This window comes from Rothia nasimurium, assembly GCF_042660305.1.
In the GTDB taxonomy this organism is placed as follows: domain Bacteria; phylum Actinomycetota; class Actinomycetes; order Actinomycetales; family Micrococcaceae; genus Rothia; species Rothia nasimurium.
This window is the reverse complement of sequence record NZ_JBHSTW010000018.1, coordinates 239,822-264,831: the sequence shown is the minus strand read 5'-3', so window position 1 is coordinate 264,831 and position 25,010 is coordinate 239,822. Positions and strand designations below refer to the sequence as shown.

The 25,010-nt window shown below is 60.9% G+C and carries 21 protein-coding genes; 5 read left to right on the top strand and 16 right to left on the bottom strand.

Translation table 11 applies throughout. The annotated features are described in order from the left end of the window. The first annotated feature begins 126 nt into the window (after positions 1–126). From nirB to ACFP6B_RS08125, 3 genes are all read left to right on the top strand, one after another. On the top strand, positions 127–2,790 hold the full coding sequence (gene nirB, locus ACFP6B_RS08135) for a nitrite reductase large subunit NirB (RefSeq protein ID WP_377129091.1): 2,664 nt from the start codon (positions 127–129) through the stop codon (positions 2,788–2,790). 128 nt (positions 2,791–2,918) lie between these two features. Next, on the top strand, positions 2,919–3,959 hold the full coding sequence (cobA, locus tag ACFP6B_RS08130; protein WP_377129089.1) for a uroporphyrinogen-III C-methyltransferase: 1,041 nt from the start codon (positions 2,919–2,921) through the stop codon (positions 3,957–3,959). Positions 3,960–4,528: 569 nt separating this feature from the next. Continuing rightward, positions 4,529–5,224, top strand: coding sequence for a hypothetical protein (locus ACFP6B_RS08125; RefSeq protein ID WP_377129087.1), 696 nt, complete (start codon positions 4,529–4,531; stop codon positions 5,222–5,224). A 69-nt stretch (positions 5,225–5,293) separates the two neighbouring features. Here the strand turns inward: ACFP6B_RS08125 and ACFP6B_RS08120 are convergent, their stop codons facing one another. Genes ACFP6B_RS08120 through ACFP6B_RS08100 form a run of 5 tightly spaced genes read right to left on the bottom strand, consistent with a single transcriptional unit; the run spans position 5,294 to position 11,013 of the window. Continuing rightward, positions 5,294–7,027 (bottom strand): nitrite/sulfite reductase, encoded by a 1,734-nt coding sequence (locus ACFP6B_RS08120; protein ID WP_377129085.1) that lies wholly within the window; start codon positions 7,025–7,027, stop codon positions 5,294–5,296. Positions 7,028–7,031: 4 nt separating this feature from the next. After that, complete coding sequence (locus ACFP6B_RS08115; RefSeq protein WP_377129083.1) at positions 7,032–7,979, bottom strand: sulfite exporter TauE/SafE family protein; 948 nt, start codon at positions 7,977–7,979, stop codon at positions 7,032–7,034. A 25-nt stretch (positions 7,980–8,004) separates the two neighbouring features. Then, positions 8,005–9,300, bottom strand: coding sequence for a sulfate adenylyltransferase subunit 1 (locus ACFP6B_RS08110; RefSeq protein ID WP_377129081.1), 1,296 nt, complete (start codon positions 9,298–9,300; stop codon positions 8,005–8,007). A gap of 1 nt (position 9,301) precedes the next feature. Further along, a complete protein-coding gene (cysD, locus tag ACFP6B_RS08105; RefSeq protein WP_377129079.1) occupies positions 9,302–10,231 on the bottom strand; it encodes a sulfate adenylyltransferase subunit CysD in 930 nt (309 codons plus the stop codon). Further along, a complete protein-coding gene (locus ACFP6B_RS08100; RefSeq protein WP_377129078.1) occupies positions 10,213–11,013 on the bottom strand; it encodes a phosphoadenylyl-sulfate reductase in 801 nt (266 codons plus the stop codon). Before ACFP6B_RS08100 ends, cysD begins: the two co-directional genes overlap by 19 nt. Before the next feature lie 260 nt (positions 11,014–11,273). On the opposite strand from ACFP6B_RS08100, the gene pdxY reads away from it, so the two are divergent. Continuing rightward, the gene (gene pdxY, locus ACFP6B_RS08095; protein WP_377129076.1) at positions 11,274–12,128 is read left to right on the top strand and encodes a pyridoxal kinase PdxY; all 855 of its coding nucleotides are present in this window, start codon (positions 11,274–11,276) and stop codon (positions 12,126–12,128) included. Here the strand turns inward: pdxY and ACFP6B_RS08090 are convergent. From ACFP6B_RS08090 to ACFP6B_RS08075, 4 genes are all read right to left on the bottom strand, one after another. Then, a complete protein-coding gene (locus ACFP6B_RS08090) occupies positions 12,118–12,840 on the bottom strand; it encodes a sirohydrochlorin chelatase (protein ID WP_377129074.1) in 723 nt (240 codons plus the stop codon). The genes pdxY and ACFP6B_RS08090 overlap by 11 nt on opposite strands. A gap of 110 nt (positions 12,841–12,950) precedes the next feature. Continuing rightward, positions 12,951–13,613 (bottom strand): NADPH-dependent F420 reductase, encoded by a 663-nt coding sequence (locus ACFP6B_RS08085; protein WP_377129072.1) that lies wholly within the window; start codon positions 13,611–13,613, stop codon positions 12,951–12,953. A 159-nt stretch (positions 13,614–13,772) separates the two neighbouring features. Continuing rightward, complete coding sequence (locus ACFP6B_RS08080; RefSeq protein WP_377129070.1) at positions 13,773–14,600, bottom strand: hypothetical protein; 828 nt, start codon at positions 14,598–14,600, stop codon at positions 13,773–13,775. A gap of 125 nt (positions 14,601–14,725) precedes the next feature. Continuing rightward, on the bottom strand, positions 14,726–15,532 hold the full coding sequence (locus ACFP6B_RS08075; RefSeq protein WP_377129068.1) for an SDR family oxidoreductase: 807 nt from the start codon (positions 15,530–15,532) through the stop codon (positions 14,726–14,728). A 50-nt stretch (positions 15,533–15,582) separates the two neighbouring features. Between ACFP6B_RS08075 and valS the strand changes: the two genes are divergently transcribed. Then, a complete protein-coding gene (gene valS, locus ACFP6B_RS08070; protein WP_377129066.1) occupies positions 15,583–18,219 on the top strand; it encodes a valine--tRNA ligase in 2,637 nt (878 codons plus the stop codon). 226 nt (positions 18,220–18,445) lie between these two features. Here the strand turns inward: valS and ACFP6B_RS08065 are convergent, their stop codons facing one another. From ACFP6B_RS08065 to ACFP6B_RS08035, 7 genes are all read right to left on the bottom strand, one after another. After that, on the bottom strand, positions 18,446–19,072 hold the full coding sequence (locus tag ACFP6B_RS08065) for a mycothiol-dependent nitroreductase Rv2466c family protein (protein ID WP_272879227.1): 627 nt from the start codon (positions 19,070–19,072) through the stop codon (positions 18,446–18,448). A 77-nt stretch (positions 19,073–19,149) separates the two neighbouring features. Next, positions 19,150–20,433, bottom strand: coding sequence for an ATP-dependent Clp protease ATP-binding subunit ClpX (gene clpX, locus ACFP6B_RS08060; RefSeq protein WP_135011138.1), 1,284 nt, complete (start codon positions 20,431–20,433; stop codon positions 19,150–19,152). Positions 20,434–20,663: 230 nt separating this feature from the next. Further along, the gene (locus tag ACFP6B_RS08055; RefSeq protein WP_377129063.1) at positions 20,664–21,341 is read right to left on the bottom strand and encodes an ATP-dependent Clp protease proteolytic subunit; all 678 of its coding nucleotides are present in this window, start codon (positions 21,339–21,341) and stop codon (positions 20,664–20,666) included. 31 nt (positions 21,342–21,372) lie between these two features. After that, positions 21,373–21,993, bottom strand: a complete 621-nt coding sequence (locus ACFP6B_RS08050) for an ATP-dependent Clp protease proteolytic subunit (protein WP_272878352.1) — start codon at positions 21,991–21,993, stop codon at positions 21,373–21,375. Between the two features lie 168 nt (positions 21,994–22,161). Next, entirely contained in the window at positions 22,162–22,917 is a 756-nt protein-coding gene (locus tag ACFP6B_RS08045) for an iron ABC transporter ATP-binding protein (RefSeq protein ID WP_237186140.1), read from the bottom strand. Continuing rightward, positions 22,914–24,017, bottom strand: a complete 1,104-nt coding sequence (locus ACFP6B_RS08040; protein ID WP_237206523.1) for an iron chelate uptake ABC transporter family permease subunit — start codon at positions 24,015–24,017, stop codon at positions 22,914–22,916. Before ACFP6B_RS08040 ends, ACFP6B_RS08045 begins: the two co-directional genes overlap by 4 nt. Then, positions 23,998–24,996, bottom strand: coding sequence for an ABC transporter permease (locus ACFP6B_RS08035; RefSeq protein ID WP_237186138.1), 999 nt, complete (start codon positions 24,994–24,996; stop codon positions 23,998–24,000). The genes ACFP6B_RS08040 and ACFP6B_RS08035 overlap by 20 nt, the downstream gene beginning before the upstream one ends. Between the last annotated feature and the right edge of the window lie 14 nt (positions 24,997–25,010).

Below are 25,010 nucleotides of genomic sequence, written 5' to 3'. Positions count from 1 at the left end.
GCCCTCCATTTTCTTACTGTACGTCGTGCGTTTGCGTGGGTTTACCTTGTTTACCCTGTCTTTAAGCTAATATTAGCATTATAAATACGCATTAAACCGGCTTGAACCCACACCAGGGAGGCTCCCATGTCCCACACCCCCGCTACCTCCAGCCAACGTTCCGTTCTGGTGATTGGAGGTGGGCCCGCAGCCTGGAGATTTGCCAAGGCCTTCCTCGACAAGGACTCCGGTGCCTCCCACCTTACCGTGCTCAACGCCGAGAAACACCTGCCCTATGACCGTGTAGCGCTAGAGAAGATTTTTCACGATACCGCCCGCGACCTCACCCTCGGCGACCCCGAACTCTGGAATAACCCCCACGTCACCCTCGTCAATGGTGTGAGCGCAACCGCCATCGACCGCAAGAACCGCACGGTCAGCGCAACCGACGGCCAGACCTACCCCTACGATGAACTGATTCTTGCTACCGGTTCATCGGCGGTCAAGATTCCCATTCCTGGCTCCGACAGCGCTCACGTTTTCCGCACCATCGATGATGTGCAAACGGTGGTTGCGGAGGTTGCCCGTCTTACGGAAAAGCTAGGACGCCGCCCCCGCGCTATTGTGGTCGGTGGCGGCCTACTGGGGCTTGAGGCCGCAGAGGGCCTGCGAGATGTTGGAGCTGACCCCACCATTCTCGATGTGGCTCCCTGGCTGCTATCGATTGAGGTAGACCAGGGCGGCGGTTTCGCGGTCAACGCCGCAATCCGCGAGGCGGGAATCGCGGTTGAAACCGGTGCTTTTATCTCAACCATTAACAAGGATTCCGCCGGTGAGGTTATCTCGGTTTCGGTGGCAAACGGTATGGGTGATGAAGCCGATGTGCACCAGCTCGACGCTGACCTTGTCATGATGGCTGCCGGCATCCGCCCCAATGACCAGTTAGCCCGGGACGCCGGTTTGCAGGTGGGCGAGCGCGGCGGCCTTGTGGTCTCCCCCAGCTGCCAGTCGGAAGACCCCCATATTTGGGCTATCGGTGAAGTAGCCTGCGTGCTGGGCCGCACCTGGGGCCTGGTGGCTCCGGCGAATCAGATGGCTGAAGCTGTGGCAACCAATCTCACCGGTGGTCATGAAGAGGTAGAGAGCTTCGATATCGCCACCAAACTCAAGTTTTCGGGTCTGGAAGTAGCCGGTTTTGGTGACCGTCGCGGGGTGACCGATAACTGTCTAGAGATTATGTTTGCTGACCCGGCTCGCGGCCTGTATCAGAAGATTGTGACAACCGCCGATGCGAAGACCCTGCTCGGTGGCGTCTTCGTGGGTGATACCGCCCCCTACGATTCGCTGAAGCCGCTGCTGGGCAGGGAGCTGCCCGCGGAGCCGTCCGCCTTTCTCACCGCTGCAGGAAGCGGGGATGGTGTGCCCGATACAGAACTGCCCGACGACGCGGTGCTGTGCTCCTGCAACAATATCTGCTTCGGTGCAGTGCGGGAAGCGGTAAAGGGCGGTGCGCACGATGTAGGTGCGGTCAAGGCTGAGACAACCGCCGGAACCCAGTGCGGCTCCTGCGTACCCATGATCCAAAAGACCCTAGAACAGACCATGAAGAAACTGGGGCTGACGGTCTCAAAGGCCCTGTGCGAGCACTTTGACCTCTCGCGTGCCGAGCTCTTCCAGGCTGTCTACGCTGTGGGTGACCTCGATGATTTCTACTCCGTACTCAAGCGCTTTGGGCGGGGTACCGACGGCTGCGCCATCTGTAAGCCAACCGTGGCGTCCATCCTTGCATCGACCCGCAAGTCCTACGCCCTGGACGGCGGCCGCGGCGCCCTGCAGGACACCAACGACCGCAACCTGGCTAACATGCAGAAGGACGGCACCTACGGTGTGATTCCCCGTATCCCCGGTGGCGAAATTACCCCGCAGAAGCTGGCCGTTATTGCCCAGGTGGCAGCTGACTATGGGCTTTACACCAAGATTAACGGCGCCCAGCGTATCGGCATGTACGGTGCCCGTCTAGAGCAGCTGCCTGAGATTTGGCAGCGGCTGGTCGATGCGGGCTTTGAGTCGGGCCAGGCCTACGGTAAGTCCTTGCGTAACGTGAAGTCCTGCATTGGTTCTGCCTGGTGCAGGTTCGGTATGCGCGATTCGGTGGCTATGGCAATTGATACGGAAAACCGCTACAAGGGTTTGCGTTCTCCCCACAAGTTCAAGGTGGCAGTGTCTGGCTGTAACCGTGAGTGCGCAGAAGCCCAGGGCAAAGACGTGGGTCTTATTGCCACCACGAACGGCTGGAACCTCTACTTTGCCGGCAACGGCGGCGCTAACCCCGCCCACGGCCGCCTGTTTGCGCAGGATCTCGACCAGCAAACCGCCTACCGTTATATTGACCGTTACCTCATGTACTACATCCGCACCGCGGATAAGCTCCAGCGCACCGCCCGCTGGGCTGAGGACCTCGATGAAAAGTTTGGCGACGCTATCGAGCACCTACGCGAGGTGATTATCGACGACAAGCTGGGCATCTGTGAACAGCTCGATGCCGATATGCAGTACCACATTGACCATTATGAGGACGAGTGGGCTGCAACCCTGCGCGACGAGAAACGCCTGCGCCGCTTTAGGGCTTTTGTGAATGAGCCTGAGGCCAATTCGGCGGGTGACCGCATGTATGTGCTGGAGCGTGACCAGATCCGCCCGGCCACCGAAGCGGAAATCGCTGCAGCCGAAGCCGATGGTGATCTTGAGAGTGAGGACGCCGGCGAGAAGGTTCTGATTGCCGGGGCCAGTTTGCCGGTGCATGCCGGCTAGCTGCCGCCGTGTGACCTCGTGTGACGAAGCTTAAACGCTCCGGTTCATGCGAGGTCACGCAAGTGGGTGAAGCTGCCCGACCCGTGTGAGGATGAAGGGTAAAGAGTTTTCTAGGGAGAGGATACGGCGTGTTCGCTGATCTTGATGTCACCAGTGCCGCGGTGCTGCTCTGCGGAGCATCAGAGCGGGTGGGGCAGGTTGCGCCCAAGTATAAGGCGGCGGCTGAGGTCATGAGTGTCTCCTCTGCTGACCTACTCCCCTCTGTTCTAGAAGATATCGCCCCGTCTGTGGTGGTCATCTGTGCCGAGCAGCCCGATGAGATTGGGAGCTGGCGGCAGGCGATCAAGGCCGCCCTGGGCAACAGGGGGCTGCACACGGTTCTTCTTGTAGATAGCGAACCGACCCCCCAGCAGGTCGGCAGGGTCTTTTTGATTGGGGCTGGCCCCGGCGATCCCGGCCTCATGACCCGCCATGCCCTTGAGGCACTGAGCCGGGCGGACGTCGTCCTGCTTGACCATCTTGCTCCCCACCAAGACCTGCCCCGCTGGGCACCTAAGGCTGACATCATCGATGTGGGCAAGATTCCCGGCCAGCACCGGGTGCCGCAGCGGGAGATTGACCGGCTCATGGTAGAGCATGCCCTAGCCGGTCGAACCGTGGCTCGCCTCAAGGGCGGTGACCCCTATGTCTTCGGGCGCGGTGCTGAGGAACTCTACGTCTGTGAGCAGTCCGGCATACCGGTTACGGTGTATTCGGGGGTGACCTCGTCGATCGCGCTGCCCGCTCTGGCCGGTGTGCCGATTACCCTGCGCGGTGTGTCCCACATGTTTACCGTGGTGTCTGGGCACGCGCCTCTAGGCGGCTCGGAGCTGGACCAGCTAGCGGGCCTGCTCAAAGATGGCGGTACGGTCTCCCTCCTCATGGGCGTCAAGTCCCTCCCCCATACCGTTGCCGGTCTGCGCGAGCGCGGGGTGCCGGCGTCCTTGCCCCTAATTGCAGTGCAGGACGGCTTCCGCCCCAACCAGCGCGAAGTGTACGCAACCCTAGGTGACTGCCTCGAAACGCTGGCCGATGTGAAGCCGCCTGCTGTGATTACCCTGGGCGAGGTGTGTGCGGTGGCCGGCCCCCACCGCGAAGAGGTCATGGCAAGGGCTTTTGAGACCCACTAGGCAGCAGCTGCCACGGCGACTTTTCACCCTGGGGCTGACGTCCTAGTCCCGATTCCGAGCCCGTTTCCGCGCTCTCGTTGTGCCTTCCTCTTCATTTCGACGCGTCCGCCGGTTTTCCATGCCTCAACCGTGGAAAACCGGCGGACGCGTCGAAGGTTTAGTAGGGTGCTAGAAATCCGGACGGACGCACCCCGGTGCGGTCCGGACAAGTTGTGCAGACCCCACACCAACTGACATCTATGACACGTTTATGTCCTCGTGGCGCCTGAAACGTTAGGCCTATCCCCCGCTAAAGGGCACAGTTATCCACAGATTCACCCCTGAGCCTGCGATAAAGGGCCTCAGCGGTGCAGTCTAGATGCATGAAAAGCCTGCACGATATTCACCCCCTAGTTCAGACAGCCCAAGATTTGGAGCTGCGCGGTTTTACCCGTCATGCTGTGCGTCAAAAAGTGTCCCGCGGCGAGATCGTCAGAATACGCCGCGGGGTCTACGTGCCCTCTCAAAGCTGGTCTTCACTCCTACCGAGTGAACGCTATGTGGCCCGGCTGGTTGCCCATTCAAAAAGTATGGGTGCTCGAACAGTTTTCTCGCACCAGAGCGCTGCGGCTCTCTATGGTTTTGCTCAACTGGCTGTTCCTGACCGTATTCACGTTGCAGCGCCGAACTCTAGGGCTCATTCTTCACCGGGTGTCACCGTGCACGGGCTTACGAGTAAGCCCCAAGAAATAGCGGGTATTCCCGTAACGTCTGTCCTACAGACAGTGGTGGATTGTTGCCGGGTTCTCGATGTACGCCATGCTCTCGTACTGGCCGATAGTTCCTTACGGGCTGGGGTTCTTTACCCCGATCTCTTGGCTAGTTTACGCCAGGCTACGGGCCGCGGCAGTAATCGCCTACAGAAGCTGGCTGATTTGGTCAATCCGCTTTCCGAATCTGCTGGTGAAAGTCTGGTGGTCTATTTCTTAGACGAGTTTGGCTTTCCGCCCTGCCAGCAGCAGGTGTGGGTTGAGGGCGGCGGACGGCGCTACCGGCCTGATTTTATGTGGCCTGAGTGCATGATCATTTTAGAGTTTGACGGAAACATCAAATACGCGGGTTCAAACCGTGAACAGGTTTTTGGTCAGCAGAATGAGCGTGAAGCCTGGCTCCGCGGTAGAGGCTACAACGTGGTGCGGACCAACTGGCACGAGGTTATCTACCGGCCGCAGTTGTTGGCTGAGAAACTGAAGCGGGCTTTTGCGTCCGCCGGGGTATACCTATAGCTTCGACGCGTCCGCCGGTTTTCCATGCCTCAACAGTGGAAAACCGGCGGACGCGTCGAAAAGCCAGCCCTATACTAGCTGCTGCTCGTCTGCCTCCAGTGCCCAGCGCGCAAAGGTCTGGGAGGCGTCCGTTCGCTCCGCGAGGTAGGTGCGGATTAGGCGTTCAAGGTAGTCTTCCAGCAGGTCAGCCTCTACCTTGAGACCGCGCACGGTGCGGCCTAGGGTGCCAGCGGCGTCATTCTGGTAGTCAGCCAGCCCACCGCCGAGGTGAACCTGGAAGCCGGGTACCTGGCGGCCGTCATCGGTGGTGATAATCTGCCCCTTCAGCCCGATATCTGCGGTCTGAATACGGGCGCAGGAGTTGGGGCAGCCGTTGATGTGCAGGGTCAGGCGGGCAGGCAGCTGGTCAGCCACATCGGCCATGCGCTCTTCGAGGTTATCGATGACGCGGGCGGCAGTGGACTTGGTCGCCACGATGGCAAGCTTGCAATACTCGATGCCGGTGCAGGCGATGGTGGAGCGGCGGAAGACGGACGGACGCGCGTAAAAGCCCAGCTTCTCGGCTTCGGTGATGAAGGGTTCAACATCATCTTCTTCGATGTCAAGCACGACCAGCTTCTGGTAGGGGGTAGTGCGTAGACGCGAAGAGCCGTACTTCTCGACCAGGTTGGCTAGGTCAATGAGCTGGCTGCCGCTGATGCGCCCCACGGTGGGGGTCAGGCCGATGTAGAACTTGCCGTCCTTCTGCGCGTGTACTCCCACGTGGTCGCCGGTGACAGCGGGGGTCTCGGGGGCGGGGCCGTCGGGCAGGGCATAGCCCAGGTATTCTTCTTCCAGTACCTGCCGGAATTTCTCTACGCCCCAGTCAGCGACCAGGAACTTGAGGCGGGCCTTGTTGCGCAGGCGGCGGTAGCCGTAGTCGCGGAAGATGGAGATGACGCCCTTCCAGACCTCCACGGCCTGGTCCTGGGTGACGAAGACCCCCAGGCGCTCTGCAAGCTTGGGGTTGGTGGAGAGACCGCCGCCGACCCACAGGTCATAGCCGACGCCCAGTTCCGGGTGGCTAACACCAACGAAGGCGACGTCGTTGATTTCGTGCACGACGTCCTGGCTGGGGTGGCCGGTGAAGCAGGTCTTGAACTTACGCGGAAGGTTAGAGAAGGCCGGGTCGCCGATGTACTTTTCTTTAATCTCTCGAATCACCGGGGTGGGGTCGATGAGTTCGTCAGCTGCAATTCCTGCCAGGGGTGAGCCCAGAATGACGCGGCCTACGTCGCCGCAGGCCTCGGTGGTGTCGAGCCCCACCTCTGCCAGTCGGCGCCAGATTTCGGGTACGTCTTCTACCTGGACCCAGTGCAGCTGCACGTTCTGGCGGTCGGTCACATCGGCGGTGTCGCGGGCAAAGTCTCGGGAGATTTCACCGATTACGCGGGTCTGCTCGGTGGTGAGCTGGCCTGAGTCGATACGCACGCGCAGCATGAAGTACTTGTCTTCGAGTTCTTCGGGGCTCAGGGTTGCGGTGCGGCCGCCGTCGATGCCCTGCTTGCGCTGGGTGTAAAGACCCCACCAGCGGAAGCGGCCGTGTAGGTCGTCCGAGTCGATGGAATCGAACCCCTCCTTGGAATAGGTATCGATAATGCGTTCGCGCACGTGCAGGCCATCATCTGCCAGCTTGAATTCTTCGTTGGCGTTGAGCGGGGTTTTGCCGTCGATTTTCCACTGGCCGTTGGGCTTCTTAGAGACGGGTTTACGGCGGGCCGGTGCGGCTGCCTGGTCGGGGCGGGCGGTGAGGGTCTTAGCCATAGGTTTAGTCTTTCGTGCGTGTGGTGCTGGTGGCGAGAGTGTGATGTGAAGATGCGATAGTTTCACTGTAGCCGGTGGGGCGGCTGAGGGTGAGGTTTCGGCTCCGCAGCACTCCTCGGGTGCTCAGGGCGAGCCCGGTCAGGGCTGCTCCCAGGGTGAGCGGCAGGCTGTAGGGGGCCAGGGCCGGTACGAGGCCGGTGAGGTAGGGCAGGTGGGTGACGACCAGGCAGGTGCCCACGAACCCGCCGAGGGCGGTGGGGTTGATGCGGGTGACCAGCCAGGCTGCGACGGGAGCAGCGAGGACGCCACCGGCCAGTAGGGCAAGGACGGCGAGCAGGTGCTCGGTGAGGTCCTGCCACATTCCCAGGATAAAGCCCAGACTGGCGGCCAGGGTGACCAGGAATTCGGCGGTGTTGACCGTGCCCACGATGCGGCGGGGTTCGGTTTTGCCGATGGTCATGAGGGTGGAGCTGGTGACCGGGCCCCAGCCTCCCCCACCGGCGGCGTCCACGAATCCGCCGAAGAGCCCGAGGAAGCCGAGGGTGCGGGGGTTGGCGGGAGCGCCGGTGCCGCGGGCGGCGCGGCGGCCGGTGGAGAAGCGGAGTGCCAGGTTGATGCCGATGAGGGTCAAGATAGTTGCCATGACCGGCTTGGCGGTAGCCAGGGAGAGGTTGGAGAGCAGGGTCGCTCCTGCAAAGGCCCCTACCGCACCCGGCAGGCCCAGTCGCAGCACGACCTTCCAGTCGATGTTGTTGAATCGCCAGTGGCTGACGCCCGAGGCGAGGGTGGTGCCGAGTTCTGCCACATGAACAACTGCTGAGGCGCTGGCCGGGTTCATCACGGCGAGGGTGAGGAGCAGGGTGGTTGAGGTGACTCCGAAGCCCATGCCGAGGCTGCCGTCAACGAGTTGTGCGAGCAGACCGCCCAGGGCGATGAGTAGTAGTTTGTTCATGGTGGTGTTCGTTCTGTGAGGGCTGCTAGCGGACGAGACCCGCGGCTAGGGTGTTGCCGTCTGCCTGGTTGATCAGCAGCAGGGAGCCCACCAGTCCGCGCCCGGTGTAGGGTTCGACGGGTAGGTCTTCTGCCAGTTGCAGGGTGACGGTGGCGATGTCGTTGAGTTCAACTGCTTCGCCGGGGTGTTCTTGGTTGGTGTCAATATCGAGGATGGAGTCGATGGAGGTGAGGCGGGCCCGCACCAGGGAGGTACCGTAGCGCAGCTTGACCTTGGCACCCGGACGCAGCGGGGTATCGGCTAGACCTACCAGGGTGGCGGTGAGTTCCCTGCTACCTTCGGGGCGGTCGGCACCGGCAATGAGGTCACCGCGGGAGAGGTCGATATCGTCTGCCAGGCGCACCACGATGGAGTCTCCTACGGTGGCAGTGGTTGCTGCCCCATCTGCGGTATCGATGTGGGTGACGGTGCTGGTTCGCCCCTGCCCCAGGTGCACGGTGTCGCCCACAGCCAGGTGACCGGCGGTGATACGCCCGGCGTAGCCCCGGTAGTCGGTACCCTGGGGGCGAATTACATACTGGATGGGCAGGCGCAGGCCAAGGTCTGACTCCTGCTCAGCTACGTCGACGGTTTCGAGGTAGCGCAGCACGGTCGGGCCGGTGTACCAGGGGGTGTTGGCAGAGGGTTCCACCACGTTATCCCCCTTCAGGGCGCTAATAGGGATTACGGTTACCTCGGCGACGCCCTTAGCCTGCGCCAAAGCCGTGAACTCTTCGCGAATCTGCTCAAAGACGTCCTGAGAATAATCCACCAGGTCAATCTTGTTGACCGCCAGCACCACCTGGCGAATACCGAGCAGGGAGGCGACCGTTAGGTGGCGGCGGGTCTGGGTGACTACGCCGTGGCGGGCGTCCACCAGCAGCACGACGACCTGGGAGGTTGAAACACCGGTGACGGTATTGCGGGTGTACTGCACGTGCCCCGGGGTATCAGCCAGAATGAAGGTGCGCTCGGCAGTGGAGAAGTACCGGTAGGCCACATCGATGGTGATGCCCTGTTCGCGTTCGGCACGCAGGCCGTCGACCAGCAGGGAGAGGTCAAGGCCCTCGTGGCCGCGCTCGCGGCTGGTGCGTTCTACGGCTGAGAGCTGGTCGGTAAGGACGCTCTTGGTGTCGTGGAGCAGGCGGCCCACGAAGGTTGATTTGCCGTCATCCACACTGCCTGCAGTGCACAGGCGCAGGGTTTGACGGGTTGCGAGCTGGGCGGACGCCGGTGAGCCGGTTGCCGCCTCGCTGTCGGTAGGGTGGGTGAGCAGGGTCATCTTAGAAGTAACCTTCCTTCTTGCGGTCTTCCATGGCGGATTCGCTGAGACGGTCGTCCGCTCGGGTTGCGCCGCGTTCGGTCAGGGTTGAAGTAGAGATTTCGGTGATGATGTCGTGCACCGTGCTCGCTTCTGAAAGCACAGCGCCGGTACAGCTCATATCGCCGACGGTGCGGTAGCGTACCCGGTGGGTTTCGATGGGTTCGCCCTTGGTGGGGCCGCCCCACTCCCCCGCGGTGAGCCACATGCCGTCGCGGTTGAAGACTTCACGGTCGTGGGCGAAGTAGATGGGAGGCAGTTCGATGTCGCGGGCGCCGATGTATTCCCAGATGTCGGCTTCTGTCCAGTTGGAAATGGGGAAGACTCGAATGTTTTCGCCGGGTAGGTGGCCGCCGTTGTAGAGGTTCCACAGTTCGGGGCGCTGGCGGCGGGGGTCCCAGCCGCCAAAGGAATCGCGAACCGAGAAGATACGCTCTTTCGCGCGGGCTCGCTCCTCATCACGGCGGGCCCCGCCGAGTACGGCATCGTAGCCCTGCTCTTCAATCGTTTCGACCAGGGGGACGGTCTGGAGCGGGTTACGGGTGCCGTCGGGGCGTTCTTGGAGTTCGCCTCGGTCAATCCAGTCCTGCACCTTCGCTACGCGCAAGCGGGCACCGGTACGCTCAACCAGGCGGTCGCGGAATTCCAGGACTTCGGGGAAGTTGTGGCCGGTATCAACGTGAAGCAGCTCGAAAGGAACCGGGGCAGGGGCAAAGGCGCGGCGGGCTAGCTCGTAGACAACCACGGAATCCTTGCCGCCTGAGAACAGCAGGGCAACCTTGTCGAACTGGCCGGCGACTTCGCGCAGGATATGAATCGACTCGTTCTCTAGGTCTTTGAGGTGGGGTGAGAGGGTGGCTGATGTAGTGGTGCTCATGTGTGTAGTCCGCATTCTGTCTTGGTGAATCCTGCCCAGCGTCCGCTGCGGGGGTCCTGACCCGCTTCTACTTTGGCGGTACAGGGGGCACAGCCGATGGAGGGGTAGCCTGCCTTGGTCAGCGGGTGAACAATCAGCTGGTTGTCTTCGATGTACCGGTCGGTATCTTCTAGGCTCCAAGTGACCAGGGGCGATATTTTCAAACGGCCATTGGCATCAAGGTCAAGGGCCGGGGTGGTAGCGCGCAGCGGTGAATCGGCCCGGCGCAGGCCCGTAATCCAGCCGGTGTAGGGAGCCATGGACGCTGCCAGCGGCTCGACCTTGCGCATACGGCAGCAGGCGGCGGGGTCGCTGCCGTAGAGGTTGATGCCGTAGCGGGCGTCCTGCTGCCCCACGGTCAGCAGGGGCTCAGCCCTGACCAGGGTCTGCGGGTAGCGGTCCTCAACCTGCTGGGCAACGTCCAGGGTTTCAGGAAAGTGGTAGCCGGTATCGAGGAAGAGGAACTCCGAGTCGGGGAGGTAGCGGCTTGCCAGCTCCGCCAGCACGGTGTTTTCCATCGAGAGGGTAACCACCAGACGGCCACTCACGTGCTCATGGGCCCAGGTCAGGATTTCTTCGGCGCTCGCATCGTAGAGCTCAGCCGCATACCGGTCAACAAGTCCTCGATTAGCCTCTTGCTCAGCGGCAGAGAGCTGAGCCGGTTCAGCAGTGCCTTCCGGGCTGATCGCGGGGTCTTGCAGCGGTGCGGCCGGCGAGCCAACACCAAAGTTTTTAAAGCTCACGGGTGAGGGTGCCATGGCGCTCCTTTCACAACAGTTCTTCGGGTGAATTGTTTGAAAGTCTAGGCTTATGGGGGCAGGGTGGTCGAGTTATTTCATGGGTCAGGTCACGGGGAGACATCTTCACGTCACAGGTCTTCACCGGGGGTAATTTTTACGCAATCTAGTTTGCGCGGTACATAGGTCGCACACTAGGGTGCGCTATCAGCTCACGCCCCTCTGTCATCTAATGAAACGCGCATTCCGCGGGGCACCTGGAGCGTGCCACAATGGTGTTTATGCGTATTTTGTCTATTCAGTCTGCTGTTGCCTACGGCCATGTAGGTAATTCAGCCGCCGTCTTCCCCCTGCAGCGCCTTGGCCACGAGGTCATGCCCGTCAACACCGTCCTCTTTTCAAACCACACCGGCTACGGTGCCTGGCGCGGCCCGCTGATCTCGGGCGACGACGTCCGCGAAATTGTCACCGGCATTGAAGAGCGCGGCGGCCTGACCGACACCGCCCTGGTCATTTCTGGCTACCAGGGTGGCTCTTCCATCGGCGACGCCATCCTCGATGCCGTTGCCAAGGCCCGCGCAGCCAACCCGAACGTCCTCTACTCCTGCGATCCGGTGCTGGGCAATGCCACCAGCGGCTGCTTTGTCTCCCCCGAGGTGCAGGAGCTGATTCGTGACCGCGTCATTCAGCACGCCGACATCATCACCCCCAACCAGTTTGAGCTGGGCTTTGTGACCGGCACAGACCCCAAGACCCTGGATGAGGTTCTCGAGTCTGTGGCTGCAGCCCAAAAGATTGGCCCCCAGACCGTGCTGGTGACCAGCGTGAACACCCCCGAAACCCCCGAGGATTCAATCCAGATGCTGGCTGTTTCGGGCGATGAGGCCTGGCTGATCACTACCCCGCGTCTGCCCATGAAGGCCAACGGCTCAGGTGACGTTACCCAGGCCCTGTTTGCCTCTCACTTCGCGTCGGGTAAGAGTCTGAAGGAGGCCCTGGAACTCACCACTGCCAGCGTCTACGAACTGCTGAAGAACACCCTGGCCTCGGGCCAGCGTGAACTGCAGCTGATTGAGTCCCAGCAGGCCTACGTTGAACCTGCTGAGACCTTTGAGGCTGTAGCGGTTAAGCGCTAAGAGCGGCTAAGGCTTCGGTGGCCCTCTCCAGGGCAACCGAAGCGACAACCGCAGCAGAGGCGGCGTCACCGGGGAGCACGAGCGGCTCGGTGACGGCCGCTTTTTCTGTGCCCTGATAGGCCTTGATGAGTTTGCTGTGGAAGTAGCCGCGGGCTAGCAAGTAGGTAGAAATATATTCAGCCTGGTTGGCCTCCCAGGCCTCTTCGATGGTGGGCTCAATATCGGCGATAAAGCCGTAGGGCACCTCGCGGCTGAGCAGGGTGCTGAAAACTTCTGCCTGGTAGAGCACGGCTTCGCGGCCGTCAGCCCGGGAGGAGCCCGCTGCCGCCAGGGCAATGTCGTCGTACCCGTCCCAGCCCGCTTCTTCGAGGCGCTGGCGCTGGAGCTTAGCCAGGGCTGCTGAGGCGCCTAGGGCTCTAGCGACTGCGGTGGTCAGGTGGCTGGCGTCTGTGGCGGCCTTCCTCATGTCGTGTTCGGTGTGGTAGCCCGGTGAGAGCAGCAGGGGCACAAGGACGGCGGTGGCTCCGGATGGCAGGGCCTGCAGCACCTGCGGCAGGGCCGGTTCTTGTACGTCTACGTAGGCTTCGTGCACGGTGTAGGTTCCAGGGGCCTGGGCCTCGACCAGGGCGGTGAGCTGCTCACGGATGAGATTGACGGCTTCGCGGCCCTGGGGGTTATCGGTTCCGTGGGAGGTGGCGACCAGGTGAATCATGGGGCTCCAGTCTGCTGCTCGTACAGCACAGTGGGTGGGGCTGACCCCACCCACTGTACAGGACGAATAGCTTCAGGGGTGTGGCTTCCCCCGTCCGCTTTTACTCTTCGTTATTTCTGCACCCCGGGTTCGCTGACAAGCTTTTCTGCTTCTTTTTTGCTTAGGATTCGTCCAGCGAGGCCGCCACGATCGTGCCAGGCTCCTCCGACCTCAATTTTTGAAGCTACTTCTAGACCACCGGCTTTGACGGGTTCCCAACCACCAAGGCGTAGCAGGTTTACGATGCGTTCTTCAGCTACCGGATCATCTGTAGCGAAAAGTTGAGCAACCTTTTCACCGCTTTCGGTGGTTGCTTCACTCAGGTTAGCCGCACTCATTGTTCCCAGCGCTTTGACGAAATGAACACCCTGAGGAAGAAGAGCAGCGTTTTGCTGACCGGCTGAGGACCCTTCGGGATTAGCTGAGATAGCCCGACCGTCGTCAGTAACTCGAAAGTTGTTAGATGGGTCAACGACGACTCTGCCCACCAACTGGGGTGTGTGCTCCTGCAAAAGTTGCTGGGTGACCGGGAACATGGTTGCAAAGATAACGGTGTCTGCGCTTTCTATCACCTGCTCTACGGTGCCAGCTTCTATACCTAACCCTAGCTGCTGGGCTGACTGCCGGGCTGATTCAATATTTGATGCCGCAACCAGCACTTTTTCGCCTGCACCAGCTATACGACGTGCGACTTGAGAGCCAATGTGCCCTGTTCCAATGATTGCTGCGGTCATCTCAAACCCCTTATTTAGTTCATATATTGACTATTCTCACTTTACTCTCGCGCTCTTAATTTTCAACAAAAGGGGTTGGGGCGCGTCTTAATTCGACACAAGAGGGGCCCCGCCCCCTAACGAAGGGAACAATTTAGCCAACAGCCTCACAATCACAACCTAGCGGTCAACAATGAAACCGCAGCGGGGCTCAGTGCTGGCACAACTGGTGTAAACGGTCGATCCGCCCTCCCCTAGCGGCCCGGTAATGCTGACCTGCCGCACTTCTCCGCTGTCGTCCCTCCCCAGAACAAGGTAGGCTTCCCCGTCCGCATCGAGGTACAGACCAGCTGCGGGCTCGCCGGCCTCGTCGAAGAAGGGCTGAATCTCGAACCTGGGTTTCTCTACCGGTGCGGACGGCAGGGTACCCTCCTGGCTATACCCGGTGCCGGTGGGTGCTAGGACGACCACGGACCTATCCGTTGCCAGATAGATGTTGCCGTAGCGGTCAACGTTGGAGTCCCGCGCAAGATTCCAGATCATATTGCCCATGACGGTGCGCGCAGAGATGAAGGCGTAGGTATTGCCCAGCCCCTCGTAGAAGCCGATGGGTTCGCCGTCCCGATAAACGGCGTAGGCCAGTTGCATCTGAGCAGGGGCTGTCCCCGGATTCATATCCCAACCATAGGTGCGAATCTCTACCGGCCCAAGGGTGGGGTGGGTGACAGCAATGGTTTCGTAGTTGGTGCAGCGGTCTATGCAGGCGTCCTCAACAACCTGATGTGCAGCTATCGCTGAAGAGCTTGAGGGCGCAGGGGTGCTTGCTGGTGCGGTCGCAGAGGCAGAAACGGAGGAAGAGGTCTGAGCCGGTGCCTGCGATGGGGTTTCACCGCCACCACCACCGGCGCAGGCAGTCAGAAGTGGTAGCAGGGCCAGCATTCCGAGGGCAGGACGCCAGCAGGCGGGTCGGTCGGTGAGGGCGGGGCGGGTGCGGGGGTTGCGCTTCACGGTCATCATCTCCTTTGATTGATAGTTGGTTACCGTAGTGGGCTCCCTCTTCTCATGCTAAGCATACTGGCTAGTTGCTGTCAAGAAGATGACGCGGGCTCACCCCAGCCCCCTGCCCGCTCCGGCTATGAGGCTGCGGCCCGCCGGATCACCTTGTATTGGGCTGCCTGGGCAACCGGTCGCATGGTGATGTGGTCCAGGTTGATGTGGTGGGGGACGTTCACGGCAAAGGTGACGGTCTGAGCAACGTCCTCAGCCAGCAGGGGCTTGTCCACGCCAGCGTAGACCTTAGCGGCAGCCTCGTCCGAGCCCAGGCGATTGCGAGAGAACTCTTCAGTGTGCACCATGCCGGGGCGTACCTCAATCACGCGCACGTTGTGCTCAGCTTCTTCTAGGCGCAGGGTCTCGGTCAGGGCTCGTTCACCGAACTTGGCGGCGTTGTAACCTGCTCCCCCTTCGTAGCCAGCTTCAGCTGCGGTTGAGGTCAGATTCAAAACGGTACCCTGGCCGTTCTCTCGCAGGGCTGGCAGGAAGGCCTTGACCATATTGAGGGTGCCAATCACGTTGAGCTCGAACATTGCCGACCAGCCAGCGGGGTCGGCGTTCGCCACAGAATCAGCCCCAATAGCACCGCCGGAGATATTGACCAGGGCATCGAGACAGCCGCCGGTTTCGCCCAAAATTTCCTTGGCGCGGGCGGCAACCGCGCCGGTGTCCGTAATATCGAGGACGACCGGGCGCACCCCGGTTGCCTGAGCCAGGCTTTCAAGGCGGTCGGCTCGGCGAGCCACGGCGTAGACCGTCCAACCGGTAGCGGCCATGAGTTCGGCGGTAGCCCGGCCGATACCGGAGGAGGCACCGGTCACCACGGCGATCTTACCGGCCTGGGCATCGGGGGCAAAAGGGTTTGCGGGAAGTGATGAAGTAGTCATAGCACTAGCCTAACCTGCAACATATTTTTATTCGTGAGAGAATAGGGGGCATGGCTGAAATCAACCAGGGCACAGACACGCCCGCAGAAAACACCGTAGAAATTACCGTCCCCGCGAAGCCCGGCCTCGAAGGCCTCGAAAAGAAGTTCACCGAGAACTGGGCCGCCAATAAGACCTACGCTTTCGACCCGAATACCACCCGCGAGCAGGTCTACTCCATCGACACCCCGCCACCCACCGCGTCCGGCTCCCTGCACGTAGGTCATATGTTCTCCTACACCCAGACTGACGTGATTGCCCGCTACCAGCGCATGAAGGGCAAGAACGTCTTCTACCCCCTGGGGTGGGACGACAACGGCCTGCCCACCGAGCGTCGCGTGCAGAACTACTATGGCGTACTCTGCGACCCCGCGATCCCCTACGATCCCGATTTCAAGGCCCCCGAAAAGCCCGCCAAGAACCAGCGTGACTGGCCCCGTATCTCCCGCCAGAACTTCATTGAACTCTGCGAGATTCTGGCGGTAGAGGACGAAAAGGTCTTCGAAGAACTCTTCACCACCCTGGGTCTGTCCGTCGACTGGTCACACACCTACCGCACCATCGACGCCCACTCCCGCAAGGTCTCCCAGCTGGCCTTCCTCAACGACCTGGCCAGCGGCGACGCCTACATGGCAGAGGCCCCCACCATGTGGGACGTCACCTTCCGCACCGCGGTTGCCCAGGCAGAACTGGAAGATAAGGAACGCCCCAGCGCCTACCACCGCATCTCCTTCCACCGCGAGAACGGTGAAAAGGTCTGGATCGAAACCACCCGCCCCGAGCTGCTGCCTTCCTGTGTTGCCCTGGTCGCCCACCCCGACGATGAGCGCTACAAGCCCCTCTTCGGCACCAAGGTCACCTCTCCCCTCTTTGGAGTCGAAGTCGAGATTAAGGCCCACCCCCTGGCCCAGCCCGACAAGGGTGCAGGTATCGCCATGATTTGTACCTTCGGCGACACCACCGACGTCACCTGGTGGCGCGAGCTCCAGCTGCCCACCCGTGCCCTGATTGGCCGTGACGGCCGCTTCGCCACCGACACCCCCGAGTGGATTACCTCCGCCGAGGGCCGCGAGCGCTACGAGCGTATGGCAGGTGCCACCGTGTTCACCGCCCAGAAGACCGTCGTTGAGATGCTGGTTGAAGCCGGTGAAATGGATGGCGACCCCAAGCCCATCACCCACCCGGTTAAGTTCTACGAAAAGGGCGATAAGCCCCTTGAAATCGTGGCCTCCCGCCAGTGGTACATCCGCAACGGTGGCCGTGACGCCGAACGTCGTGAGGCCCTGGTAGAGCGCGGACGTGAAATCACCTGGCACCCCGCCTTCATGCGCTCCCGCTACGAGAACTGGGTCGAGGGCCTCAACGGCGACTGGCTCATTTCCCGCCAGCGCTTCTTCGGCGTGCCCTTCCCTGTTTGGTACAAGCTGGATGCCGACGGCGAACCTAACTACGATGAGCCCATCGTCCCCAGCGAAGATATGCTGCCCGTTGATCCCGCGTCGGACGCCGCCCCCGGCTACACCGAAGACCAGCGCGGCGTGCCCGGCGGCTTCATCGCCGACCCCGACGTCCTGGACACCTGGGCCACCTCATCGCTGACCCCCCAGATTGCCACCGGCTGGGCCGTGGACGAGAACCTGCACAAGGTCACCTTCCCCATGGACCTGCGCCCCCAGGGTCACGACATCATCCGTACCTGGCTCTTCTCCACCGTGGTTCGCTCCAACTCCCTGGAGAACTCAGTCCCCTGGACCGATACCGCCCTTTCCGGCTGGATCCTGGACCCAGACCGCAAGAAGATGTCCAAGTCTAAGGGCAACGTCGTGGTCCCCAACGAAGTTCTGGAAAAGTACGGTTCGGACGCCGTTCGCTACTGGGCTGCCAGCGCCAAGCTCGGTGCCGATACCGCCTACGACGAGGCCCAGATGAAGATCGGCCGCCGCCTGGCCATCAAGCTGCTGAACGCCTCCAAGTTCGTGCTCGGCCTGGGCGCCACCGCCAACTCGGTCATCACCGACCAGGCTGCCGCGGGCGTCCTGACCAACGAGCTGGACCGCTCCCTGCTGGCCCGCCTCGCTGCCCTCGTTGACGAAGCCACCGCTGCTTTTGAGAACTACGAGTACGCCCGTGCCCTGCAGATCTCAGAGACCTTCTTCTGGCACTTCACCGACAACTTCGTAGAACTGATCAAGGACCGTGCCTACGGCAACGTCGGCGAAGCAGAACAGGCCTCCGTCCTGGCAGCCCTGGCCACCACCCTCGACGCCATGCTGCGCCTCTTTGCCCCCTTCCTGCCCTTCGTCACCGACGAAATTTGGTCCTGGTGGCGAGCAGGCTCAGTGCACCGCGCTCCCTGGCCCACCACCGAGGGCTTCGCAGCCGCCGTAGCGGACGCCGACCCCGCCGTCCTGCCCACCGTCGCAGCTGCCCTGGGTGGTCTGCGTAAGGCCAAGTCAGAGGCCCAGGTCAAGCAGCGTACCGAGGTCGAAACCGCAACCATTACCGGTTCAGCGGACGACCTTACCCGCATCCGCGGCGGTCTTGGCGACCTCAAGGCAGCTGGCAACGCCCGCGACCTGACCCTCACCGAAGCAGAGGGCGAGCTGGCTGTCACCGACGTTGTGCTGATTACCGAAGAAGAAAGCTAATGTTATGGGGCATACATACCCCCTAGGCGGCTAACCTCCTTGAGCTCGCGCTGGAGCGCTCGCTCAATTCGTGCCAGCCCCAGCCAGCCACCTGCGGGGGTATGCAGGCCCCGGCATAGCTGCATCATACGATAAGGCCCGGTTCCAGAAGCTCTGGAACCGGGCCTTATCGTATTTTCAGTTACTTCGTATATTCAGTGACAGGGTATAAAGTGCCCGCCCGCTACTACTTTTCGGTGTTGAAAATCGGGCCGACGTTGCGGGGGCGCTTAATCTCAAAGAAACCGGGGTAAGAGGCCAGAGCCACAGCGCCGTCGAAGACCTTAGCTGCTTCTTCACCGGTAGGGGCAGGTGACATCACGGGGCCAAAGAAGGTCACACCGTTAATGCTCATCAGGGGCACACCGATGTCATCGCCACCGGCAGAGTCTAGACCTGCACGGGTTGAGGCCCGCATCTGCTCGTCGTATTCCTCGGTAAAGGCAACCTGGGCTAGTTCGGCAGGAAGACCCACCTCAGCCAGGGCAGCTTCAATAGCCTTCTCGAAGTAGGTGCCCTCTTTATTCTTCTGGTGGTGAATCTGCTCACCCAGGGCGGTGTAGAGATCATCGAGTTTCTCCTGGCCGTACTGTTCTGCCACGGCGGTAGCCACGCGGGCAGGGCCCCAGGTGTTGTCGATGTGCTTGCGGTAGCCCGGGTCAAGGTCACGGCCCTCGTTCAGGACGGCGAGTGAGAAGGGGTGCCAGGTAACGGCAACATCGCGCTGGGTCTCAACCTCTTTAATCCAGCGGGAGGTCATCCAGCACCAGGGGCAGGTAGGGTCAAACCAAAAATCAACGGTATTTTCAGCCACGGGTTGTCCTTTCAATCAGGGGTGGGATACAAGAGCCCGCTGCCAGCGCGCAGAGGCACCGACAGCGGGAAAGACTATTAGGCAGATTTTTTCTCGGGGGCTTCGAGCACCAGAATCGGGTCCTTCTCCCCCGCCACAACAGCCTCATCAATAATGACCGAGGTGACGTCTGAGCGGCTGGGTACATCGAACATGACCGGCTGCAGAATCGACTCCATGATGGAGCGCAAACCGCGGGCGCCGGTATCTCGCTCAACAGCCTGGCGGGCAATAGCTGCCACGGCGGCGTCCTCAAAAATCAGCTCGACCCCGTCGAGGGCAAACATGCGCTTGTACTGCTTGACCAGGGCATTCTTAGGCTCGGTCAGAATCCGCTTGAGGTCAGACTCGGTGAGCTTACCCAGGGTTGCCAGCACGGGCAGGCGGCCAATAAATTCAGGAATCAGACCAAACTTAAGCAGGTCCTCGGGCATGAGCTTGGTGAGAATATCGCTCTCTTTAGCAGCCTGGTCAATAGATGCGCCAAAGCCGATACCCTTGCGGCCCACTCGCCCGCCCACAATCTCTTCGATACCGGCAAAAGCACCGGCGACGATGAAGAGGATATTGGCGGTATTAATCTTGAGGAAGTCCTGCTGGGGGTGCTTCCGCCCGCCCTGCGGGGGAACAGCTGCCTCGGTGCCCTCAAGAATCTTGAGCAGGGCCTGCTGCACACCCTCACCCGATACGTCCCGGGTGATGGAGGGGTTATCGGCCTTGCGGGAAATCTTATCGATTTCGTCGATATAGATAATGCCGCGCTGGGCCTTTTCAATATCACCGTCAGCAGCCTGAATGAGCTTGAGCAGGATGTTTTCGACGTCCTCGCCCACGTAGCCGGCCTCGGTCAGGCTGGTGGCGTCGGCCACGGCAAAAGGTACGTTGAGTTTCTTAGCCAGGGTCTGCGCCAGGTAGGTCTTACCCGAGCCGGTGGGGCCAACCAAGAGAATATTAGACTTAGCAATCTCTACGTCTTCACCCTCGGTGGCCAAGAGCTCCTTGGCCTCAAAGGCAGGGCTCTGCTGGGCCCGAATACGCTTGTAGTGGTTGTAAACGGCAACAGATAGAGCACGCTTGGCGGCCTCCTGGCCAATCACGTACTCCTGCATGTGGTCAAAGATTTCACGCGGGGTGGGGAGCTCTTCAACGGCACCCAAATCTTTCACGTCGGCGAGCTCTTCTTCGAGAATCTCGTTGCACAGTTCAATGCATTCATCGCAGATGTAAATGTTGGGGCCGGCGATCAGTTTACGAACCTGTCGCTGGTTCTTCCCACAAAATGAGCATTTGGGAAGAGTGGTGCTATCGCCTAGGCGAGCCATAGACCCTACCTTTCCTTGGGTTCCTCTACCTAATCTACCGTGAAAACCTGCCTAGCCCAACATGTGACGGTTCAAGCAAGGTTACGTCTTTATGACTTAACACTTGAACCGGGCGGGCTATTCCTTCTCTACCGCTTGGCAGACAGAAGGACGCCGCCCCTGCCCTTCCCTGCCCTTAGGCAGGTGGGGCGGGAGGCGGCGTCCGCACCGGGTCTGAAGGTGAGCAGTGCTTAGTCGTGCTTCTCGGCGGTGTTAAAGGAGGGCTTGACGGCCTTGCGGGATTCAAGCACCTGGTCGACAATGCCGTACTCGAGGGCGTCCTTAGCGGTGAGGATGTTATCGCGCTCGATGGACTTATCGACCTCTTCAAAGGTCTTGCCGGAGTGCAGGGCCAGGGTCTGGGCAGTCCACTCGCGCATACGCATAACCTCGTTGGCGTGGATCTCAATATCAGAAGCCTGGCCACCCTGCTGACCCGAGAGGGCGGGCTGGTGAATCAGCACGCGGGCGTTGGGCAGGGCAAGGCGCTTACCGGGGGTACCTGCTGCCAGGAGGACGGCGGCAGCTGAGGCAGCCTGGCCCAGGCAGACGGTCTGAATTTCGGGGCGGATGTACTGCATGGTGTCGTAGATAGCAGTCATCGCGGTGAAGGAGCCACCGGGTGAGTTGATGTAGAGGGTGATGTCGCGGTCGGGGTCCTGGGACTCAAGCACCAGCAGCTGGGCCATGATGTCGTCAGCTGAGGCGTCGTCGACCTGCACGCCCAGGAAGATGATGCGGTCTTCAAAGAGCTTTGCGTAGGGGTCCTGGCGCTTGTAGCCGTAGGGGGTGCGCTCTTCGAAGTTGGGGAGCACGTAGCGGTCGGTGGGCATACCGGCAGGTGCGGTTGATGAAGGAAGGTGAATCATTCGTTTCTCCTGTAAAAAGTTCTGTGCCGGTTTACTTGTCGGTGGCGCTGGTGGCCGGGCCGATCTTGTCGAGAATCTTGTCGAAGAAGCCGTAGGCCAGGCCTTCTTCGGCGGTGAACCAGTTATCGCGGTCGTTATCGCGCAGGATGGTTTCAACGGTCTGGCCGGTGCGCTCTGCGGTGATTTCGCTCAGGCGCTTCTTCATGTCGAGAATCAGCTGGGCCTGGGTGCGGATATCGGAGGCGGTGCCGCCGATGCCACCGGAGGGCTGGTGCATGAGGATGCGAGCGTTGGGGGTGGCGTAGCGCTTGCCGGGGGCACCTGCGGTGAGCAGGAACTGGCCCATGGAGGCTGCCATACCGGTGACAACGGTGACCACGTCGTTGGGGATCAGCTGCATGGTGTCGTAGATTGCCATGCCCGCGGTGACGGAGCCGCCGGGTGAGTTGATGTAGAGGTAGATATCTGCCTCGGGGTCTTCAGCTGAGAGCAGCAGGAGCTGGGAGCAGATACGGTTGGCGTTGGAGTCGCGCACCTCGGAGCCCAGCCAGATGATGCGTTCCTTGAGCAGGCGGTTGTAGACGTAGTCGTCCTGGCCGCCCATGGGGGTTTCCATGGCGGGGGCCTGGTGTGCTTCAGGGGTGAAGGACATGTGTTCCGCTCCTTGTGTCGGTTGCAGCACCCGCGCGGACGCCGGTGCCAAAGATTTGCTTGACACTTAGGTTATCGCTTTTGGGGCTCCAAAAATTGCCTTTTGCTCTTCAGTTCGCTGTTGGCATGTGCCCGCTACGCTGTGAGCAAGAGCGAGCGGGCACGGGGTCTAGTGGTAGCAGGCAATGGGGCCGTTGGGGCCCTGGATCACCTGGATGGGGGTGTTGAAGATATCGGTGAGCAGGTCATCTTGCATAATCTCTGCAACGGTTCCAAAGCGGGCTAGTTTGCCGTCCTTGATAGCGCAGATGTAGTCGGCGTAGCGGGCGGCGAAATTGATGTCGTGCAGCACCACGATGATGGTTCGGCCCAGGGTGCGGGCGGCGTTGTGCAGGTGCTGCATCATCTGCACGGAGTGGGAGATATCGAGGTTATTGAGAGGCTCATCAAGAAGCACATAGTCGGTTTCCTGGCAGAGCACCATGGCTACGTAGGCCCGCTGCCGCTGGCCGCCCGAGAGTTCATCGAGGTAGCGGTTTTCGAGGGTGGTGAGGTTAAGGAAGTCGATGTAGCGGGAGATGATCTCTTCGTCTTCAGCGGTGAGTCGGCCCCCGGTGTAGGGGAAGCGCCCGAAGCCCACCAGCTGGCGCACGGTGAGTTTGGTGACGAAGTGGTTTTCCTGCCGCAGAATCGAGACGACTTTGGCCAGGTCTTTGGACTTGGTGGTGGCCACATTCAGGCCACCGATTTCGATGGTGCCTGCGTCAATATCGAGTAGACGGCCCACCATGGTGAGCAGGGTGGACTTGCCGGCGCCGTTAGGGCCGACCAGGGCGGTGATTCCGCCTGCGGGCAGCTGAACATCGACCGGGCCGATGTTGGTTTCACCGGAGTAGCTTTTAGCAACCTGGTGGAGGGTGATCATAGTTTGCCCTTTCGAAGAATCACGATCAGGAAGGTGAGGCCACCGATGAGCTCGATAATAATGCCTACCACGCCCTGGGCTGAGAAGATGTGGTTCATGATGAAGTAGGAGACCGCCAGAATGGCAAAGGAGAGCACAGTTGCCATGGGGAAGAGGTAGCGGTGGTCGTAGGTGTCGGCGAACTGGTAGGTGAGGGTCGCTACCAAGAAGCCGAGGAAGGTCAGCGGGCCGACCAGAGCGGTGGAGACCGCCATCATGATGGCGACAATGACCAGCACGATAATGGATTCGCGGCGGTGGTTGATTCCCAGGTTGGTAGCCGCGGGTGCGCCCAGGGAGAGGGCGTTGAGGGTGCGGGATTTTGCGTAGAGCACCGCAACGCTCAGGACGACCAGGGGCAGGGCTACCGGGTAGTAGGCGGGGTCGGCGTTGTTGACCGAGGCGAAGAGGCGGGCGGTCAGGATATCAAACTCGCTGGGGGTCAGCATTCGCTGCATGAAGGTTGAGACTGACCCCAGTCCCCCACCCAGTACCACACCGACCAGGAGCATGACGTGCATGTTGGCCCGTTTGCCGGTCAGCAGCCAGGAGTAGAGCAAGAGGCTCAGGGCCACCATCATGACCAGCTGGAAAATAAAGGTATCGAGGGTGCGGGCAGCAATCAGCCCGGCTGCCCCGGCGAAATAGATGGTTGCCGTGTGAATCGCGGCGTAGAGGGCCTGAAAGCCCAGAATACCGGGGGTGATGATGCGGTTGTTGGTCACCGTCTGAAAAGCCACCGTTGCTACAGCCTGGCAGACAGCGGCTACAGCCATCGCGATCAGGGCGTTGGAGCGGCGCTCAGCAATGAGCCACCACTTGGGGGTGCCGGTCTCAAAGGGGTTGGCGTAGGCCAAGAGCCCAAAGGCTGCCAGCGCAGCTGCAGCGGTGAGCGCTGCCAGGAGCACCCAGTAGGTGCGGGCAGCAGCCGGGGTCTTGAAAGCCCCAGCGCTACGGGAGGTGCCTGCCCTGCGGGAGGCGGGGCGGGCGTCCGCACCGGCACTCATCTCGGGCAGGGCGGACGCACCCACCCGGCTTTCTTTACTTGCCTGCTGATACACGGGGCCGCCCCTTCACAATCAGACCAATAAAAACAAGAGCACCCACGATACCCAGAATCACCGACACCGGGATTTCGAAGGGGGCGATAATAGTGCGCCCAATCAGGTCGCAGATAGTCACGACCCCGATACCGGTCAGGGCAACCCAGGGTAGGTTGGAGCGCAAATCATCGCCGCGGAACATGCTGACGATGTTGGGAACAATCAGCCCCAAGAAGGGCAGGGACCCGACCACCACGGTCACCACACCGGTGGCGATAGCAATCAGGGCGGTACCTACCAGCATAATCTGGGCGTAGTTGAGCCCTACGTTCGTGGCAAACTCCTGGCCCAGACCGGCAACGGTCAGGCGGTCGGCGTACCAGAAAATGACGGCGACCACCAGGAGCACCAGCCAAAGCACCTCGTACTGCCCCTTAATCACAGACGTAAAGCTGCCCGCGAACCACACACCAAGGTTCTGTAGCAGGTTGGTCTGGAGGGCAAAGAAGGTGGTAAAGGCCGAAACAACGGCACCCAGCATCATGCCCACGATGGGAACAATCAGGGATGATCTGAGTGAAACCCGGCGCAGGAAGAGGAAGAAGACCATCGACCCAATAAAAGCAAAGACGATTGCCGCCGTCATCTGCTGCAAGAGGTTTGCTGCCGGGAAGAAATAGAGCATAAAGAGCAGGCCCAGGCTTGCCCATTCGGTGGTACCGGTGGTGGTGGGTTCCACGAACTTGTTCTGGGTCAGCATCTGCATCACCAGCCCGCACATGGCCATGGCTGCCCCGGCCAGCACCAGGGCAACGGTTCGAGGTATTCGGGTGATGGCGAACATGGCAGCGCCGTCAGCCTTGTTCAAGATGTCGTACTCCCCCGTGAACAAGGAGAGCACGAGCAGGGCAACAATTCCCAGGCTGGCTAGCAGGAATTTGCCGCTGACCAGGGAGTTCCTGGTGCGGCTAACTCGGGTGGTTTCGGTGGTCGTCATAAAAGCCCTCAAGG

What these genes read in the sequence shown, in the direction of transcription:
- nirB (WP_377129091.1), top strand. Translation starts at nt 127, where the DNA reads ATGTCCCACACCCCCGCTACCTCCAGCCAACGTTCCGTTCTGGTGATT.
- ACFP6B_RS08125 (WP_377129087.1), top strand. Translation starts at nt 4,529, where the DNA reads ATGGGTGCTCGAACAGTTTTCTCGCACCAGAGCGCTGCGGCTCTCTAT.
- ACFP6B_RS08120 (WP_377129085.1), bottom strand. Translation starts at nt 7,027, where the DNA reads ATGGCTAAGACCCTCACCGCCCGCCCCGACCAGGCAGCCGCACCGGCC.
- ACFP6B_RS08115 (WP_377129083.1), bottom strand. Translation starts at nt 7,979, where the DNA reads ATGAACAAACTACTACTCATCGCCCTGGGCGGTCTGCTCGCACAACTC.
- ACFP6B_RS08110 (WP_377129081.1), bottom strand. Translation starts at nt 9,300, where the DNA reads ATGACCCTGCTCACCCACCCTACCGACAGCGAGGCGGCAACCGGCTCA.
- cysD (WP_377129079.1), bottom strand. Translation starts at nt 10,231, where the DNA reads ATGCGGACTACACACATGAGCACCACTACATCAGCCACCCTCTCACCC.
- ACFP6B_RS08100 (WP_377129078.1), bottom strand. Translation starts at nt 11,013, where the DNA reads ATGGCACCCTCACCCGTGAGCTTTAAAAACTTTGGTGTTGGCTCGCCG.
- pdxY (WP_377129076.1), top strand. Translation starts at nt 11,274, where the DNA reads ATGCGTATTTTGTCTATTCAGTCTGCTGTTGCCTACGGCCATGTAGGT.
- ACFP6B_RS08090 (WP_377129074.1), bottom strand. Translation starts at nt 12,840, where the DNA reads ATGATTCACCTGGTCGCCACCTCCCACGGAACCGATAACCCCCAGGGC.
- ACFP6B_RS08085 (WP_377129072.1), bottom strand. Translation starts at nt 13,613, where the DNA reads ATGACCGCAGCAATCATTGGAACAGGGCACATTGGCTCTCAAGTCGCA.
- ACFP6B_RS08075 (WP_377129068.1), bottom strand. Translation starts at nt 15,532, where the DNA reads ATGACTACTTCATCACTTCCCGCAAACCCTTTTGCCCCCGATGCCCAG.
- valS (WP_377129066.1), top strand. Translation starts at nt 15,583, where the DNA reads ATGGCTGAAATCAACCAGGGCACAGACACGCCCGCAGAAAACACCGTA.
- clpX (WP_135011138.1), bottom strand. Translation starts at nt 20,433, where the DNA reads ATGGCTCGCCTAGGCGATAGCACCACTCTTCCCAAATGCTCATTTTGT.
- ACFP6B_RS08055 (WP_377129063.1), bottom strand. Translation starts at nt 21,341, where the DNA reads ATGATTCACCTTCCTTCATCAACCGCACCTGCCGGTATGCCCACCGAC.
- ACFP6B_RS08050 (WP_272878352.1), bottom strand. Translation starts at nt 21,993, where the DNA reads ATGTCCTTCACCCCTGAAGCACACCAGGCCCCCGCCATGGAAACCCCC.
- ACFP6B_RS08045 (WP_237186140.1), bottom strand. Translation starts at nt 22,917, where the DNA reads ATGATCACCCTCCACCAGGTTGCTAAAAGCTACTCCGGTGAAACCAAC.
- ACFP6B_RS08035 (WP_237186138.1), bottom strand. Translation starts at nt 24,996, where the DNA reads ATGACGACCACCGAAACCACCCGAGTTAGCCGCACCAGGAACTCCCTG.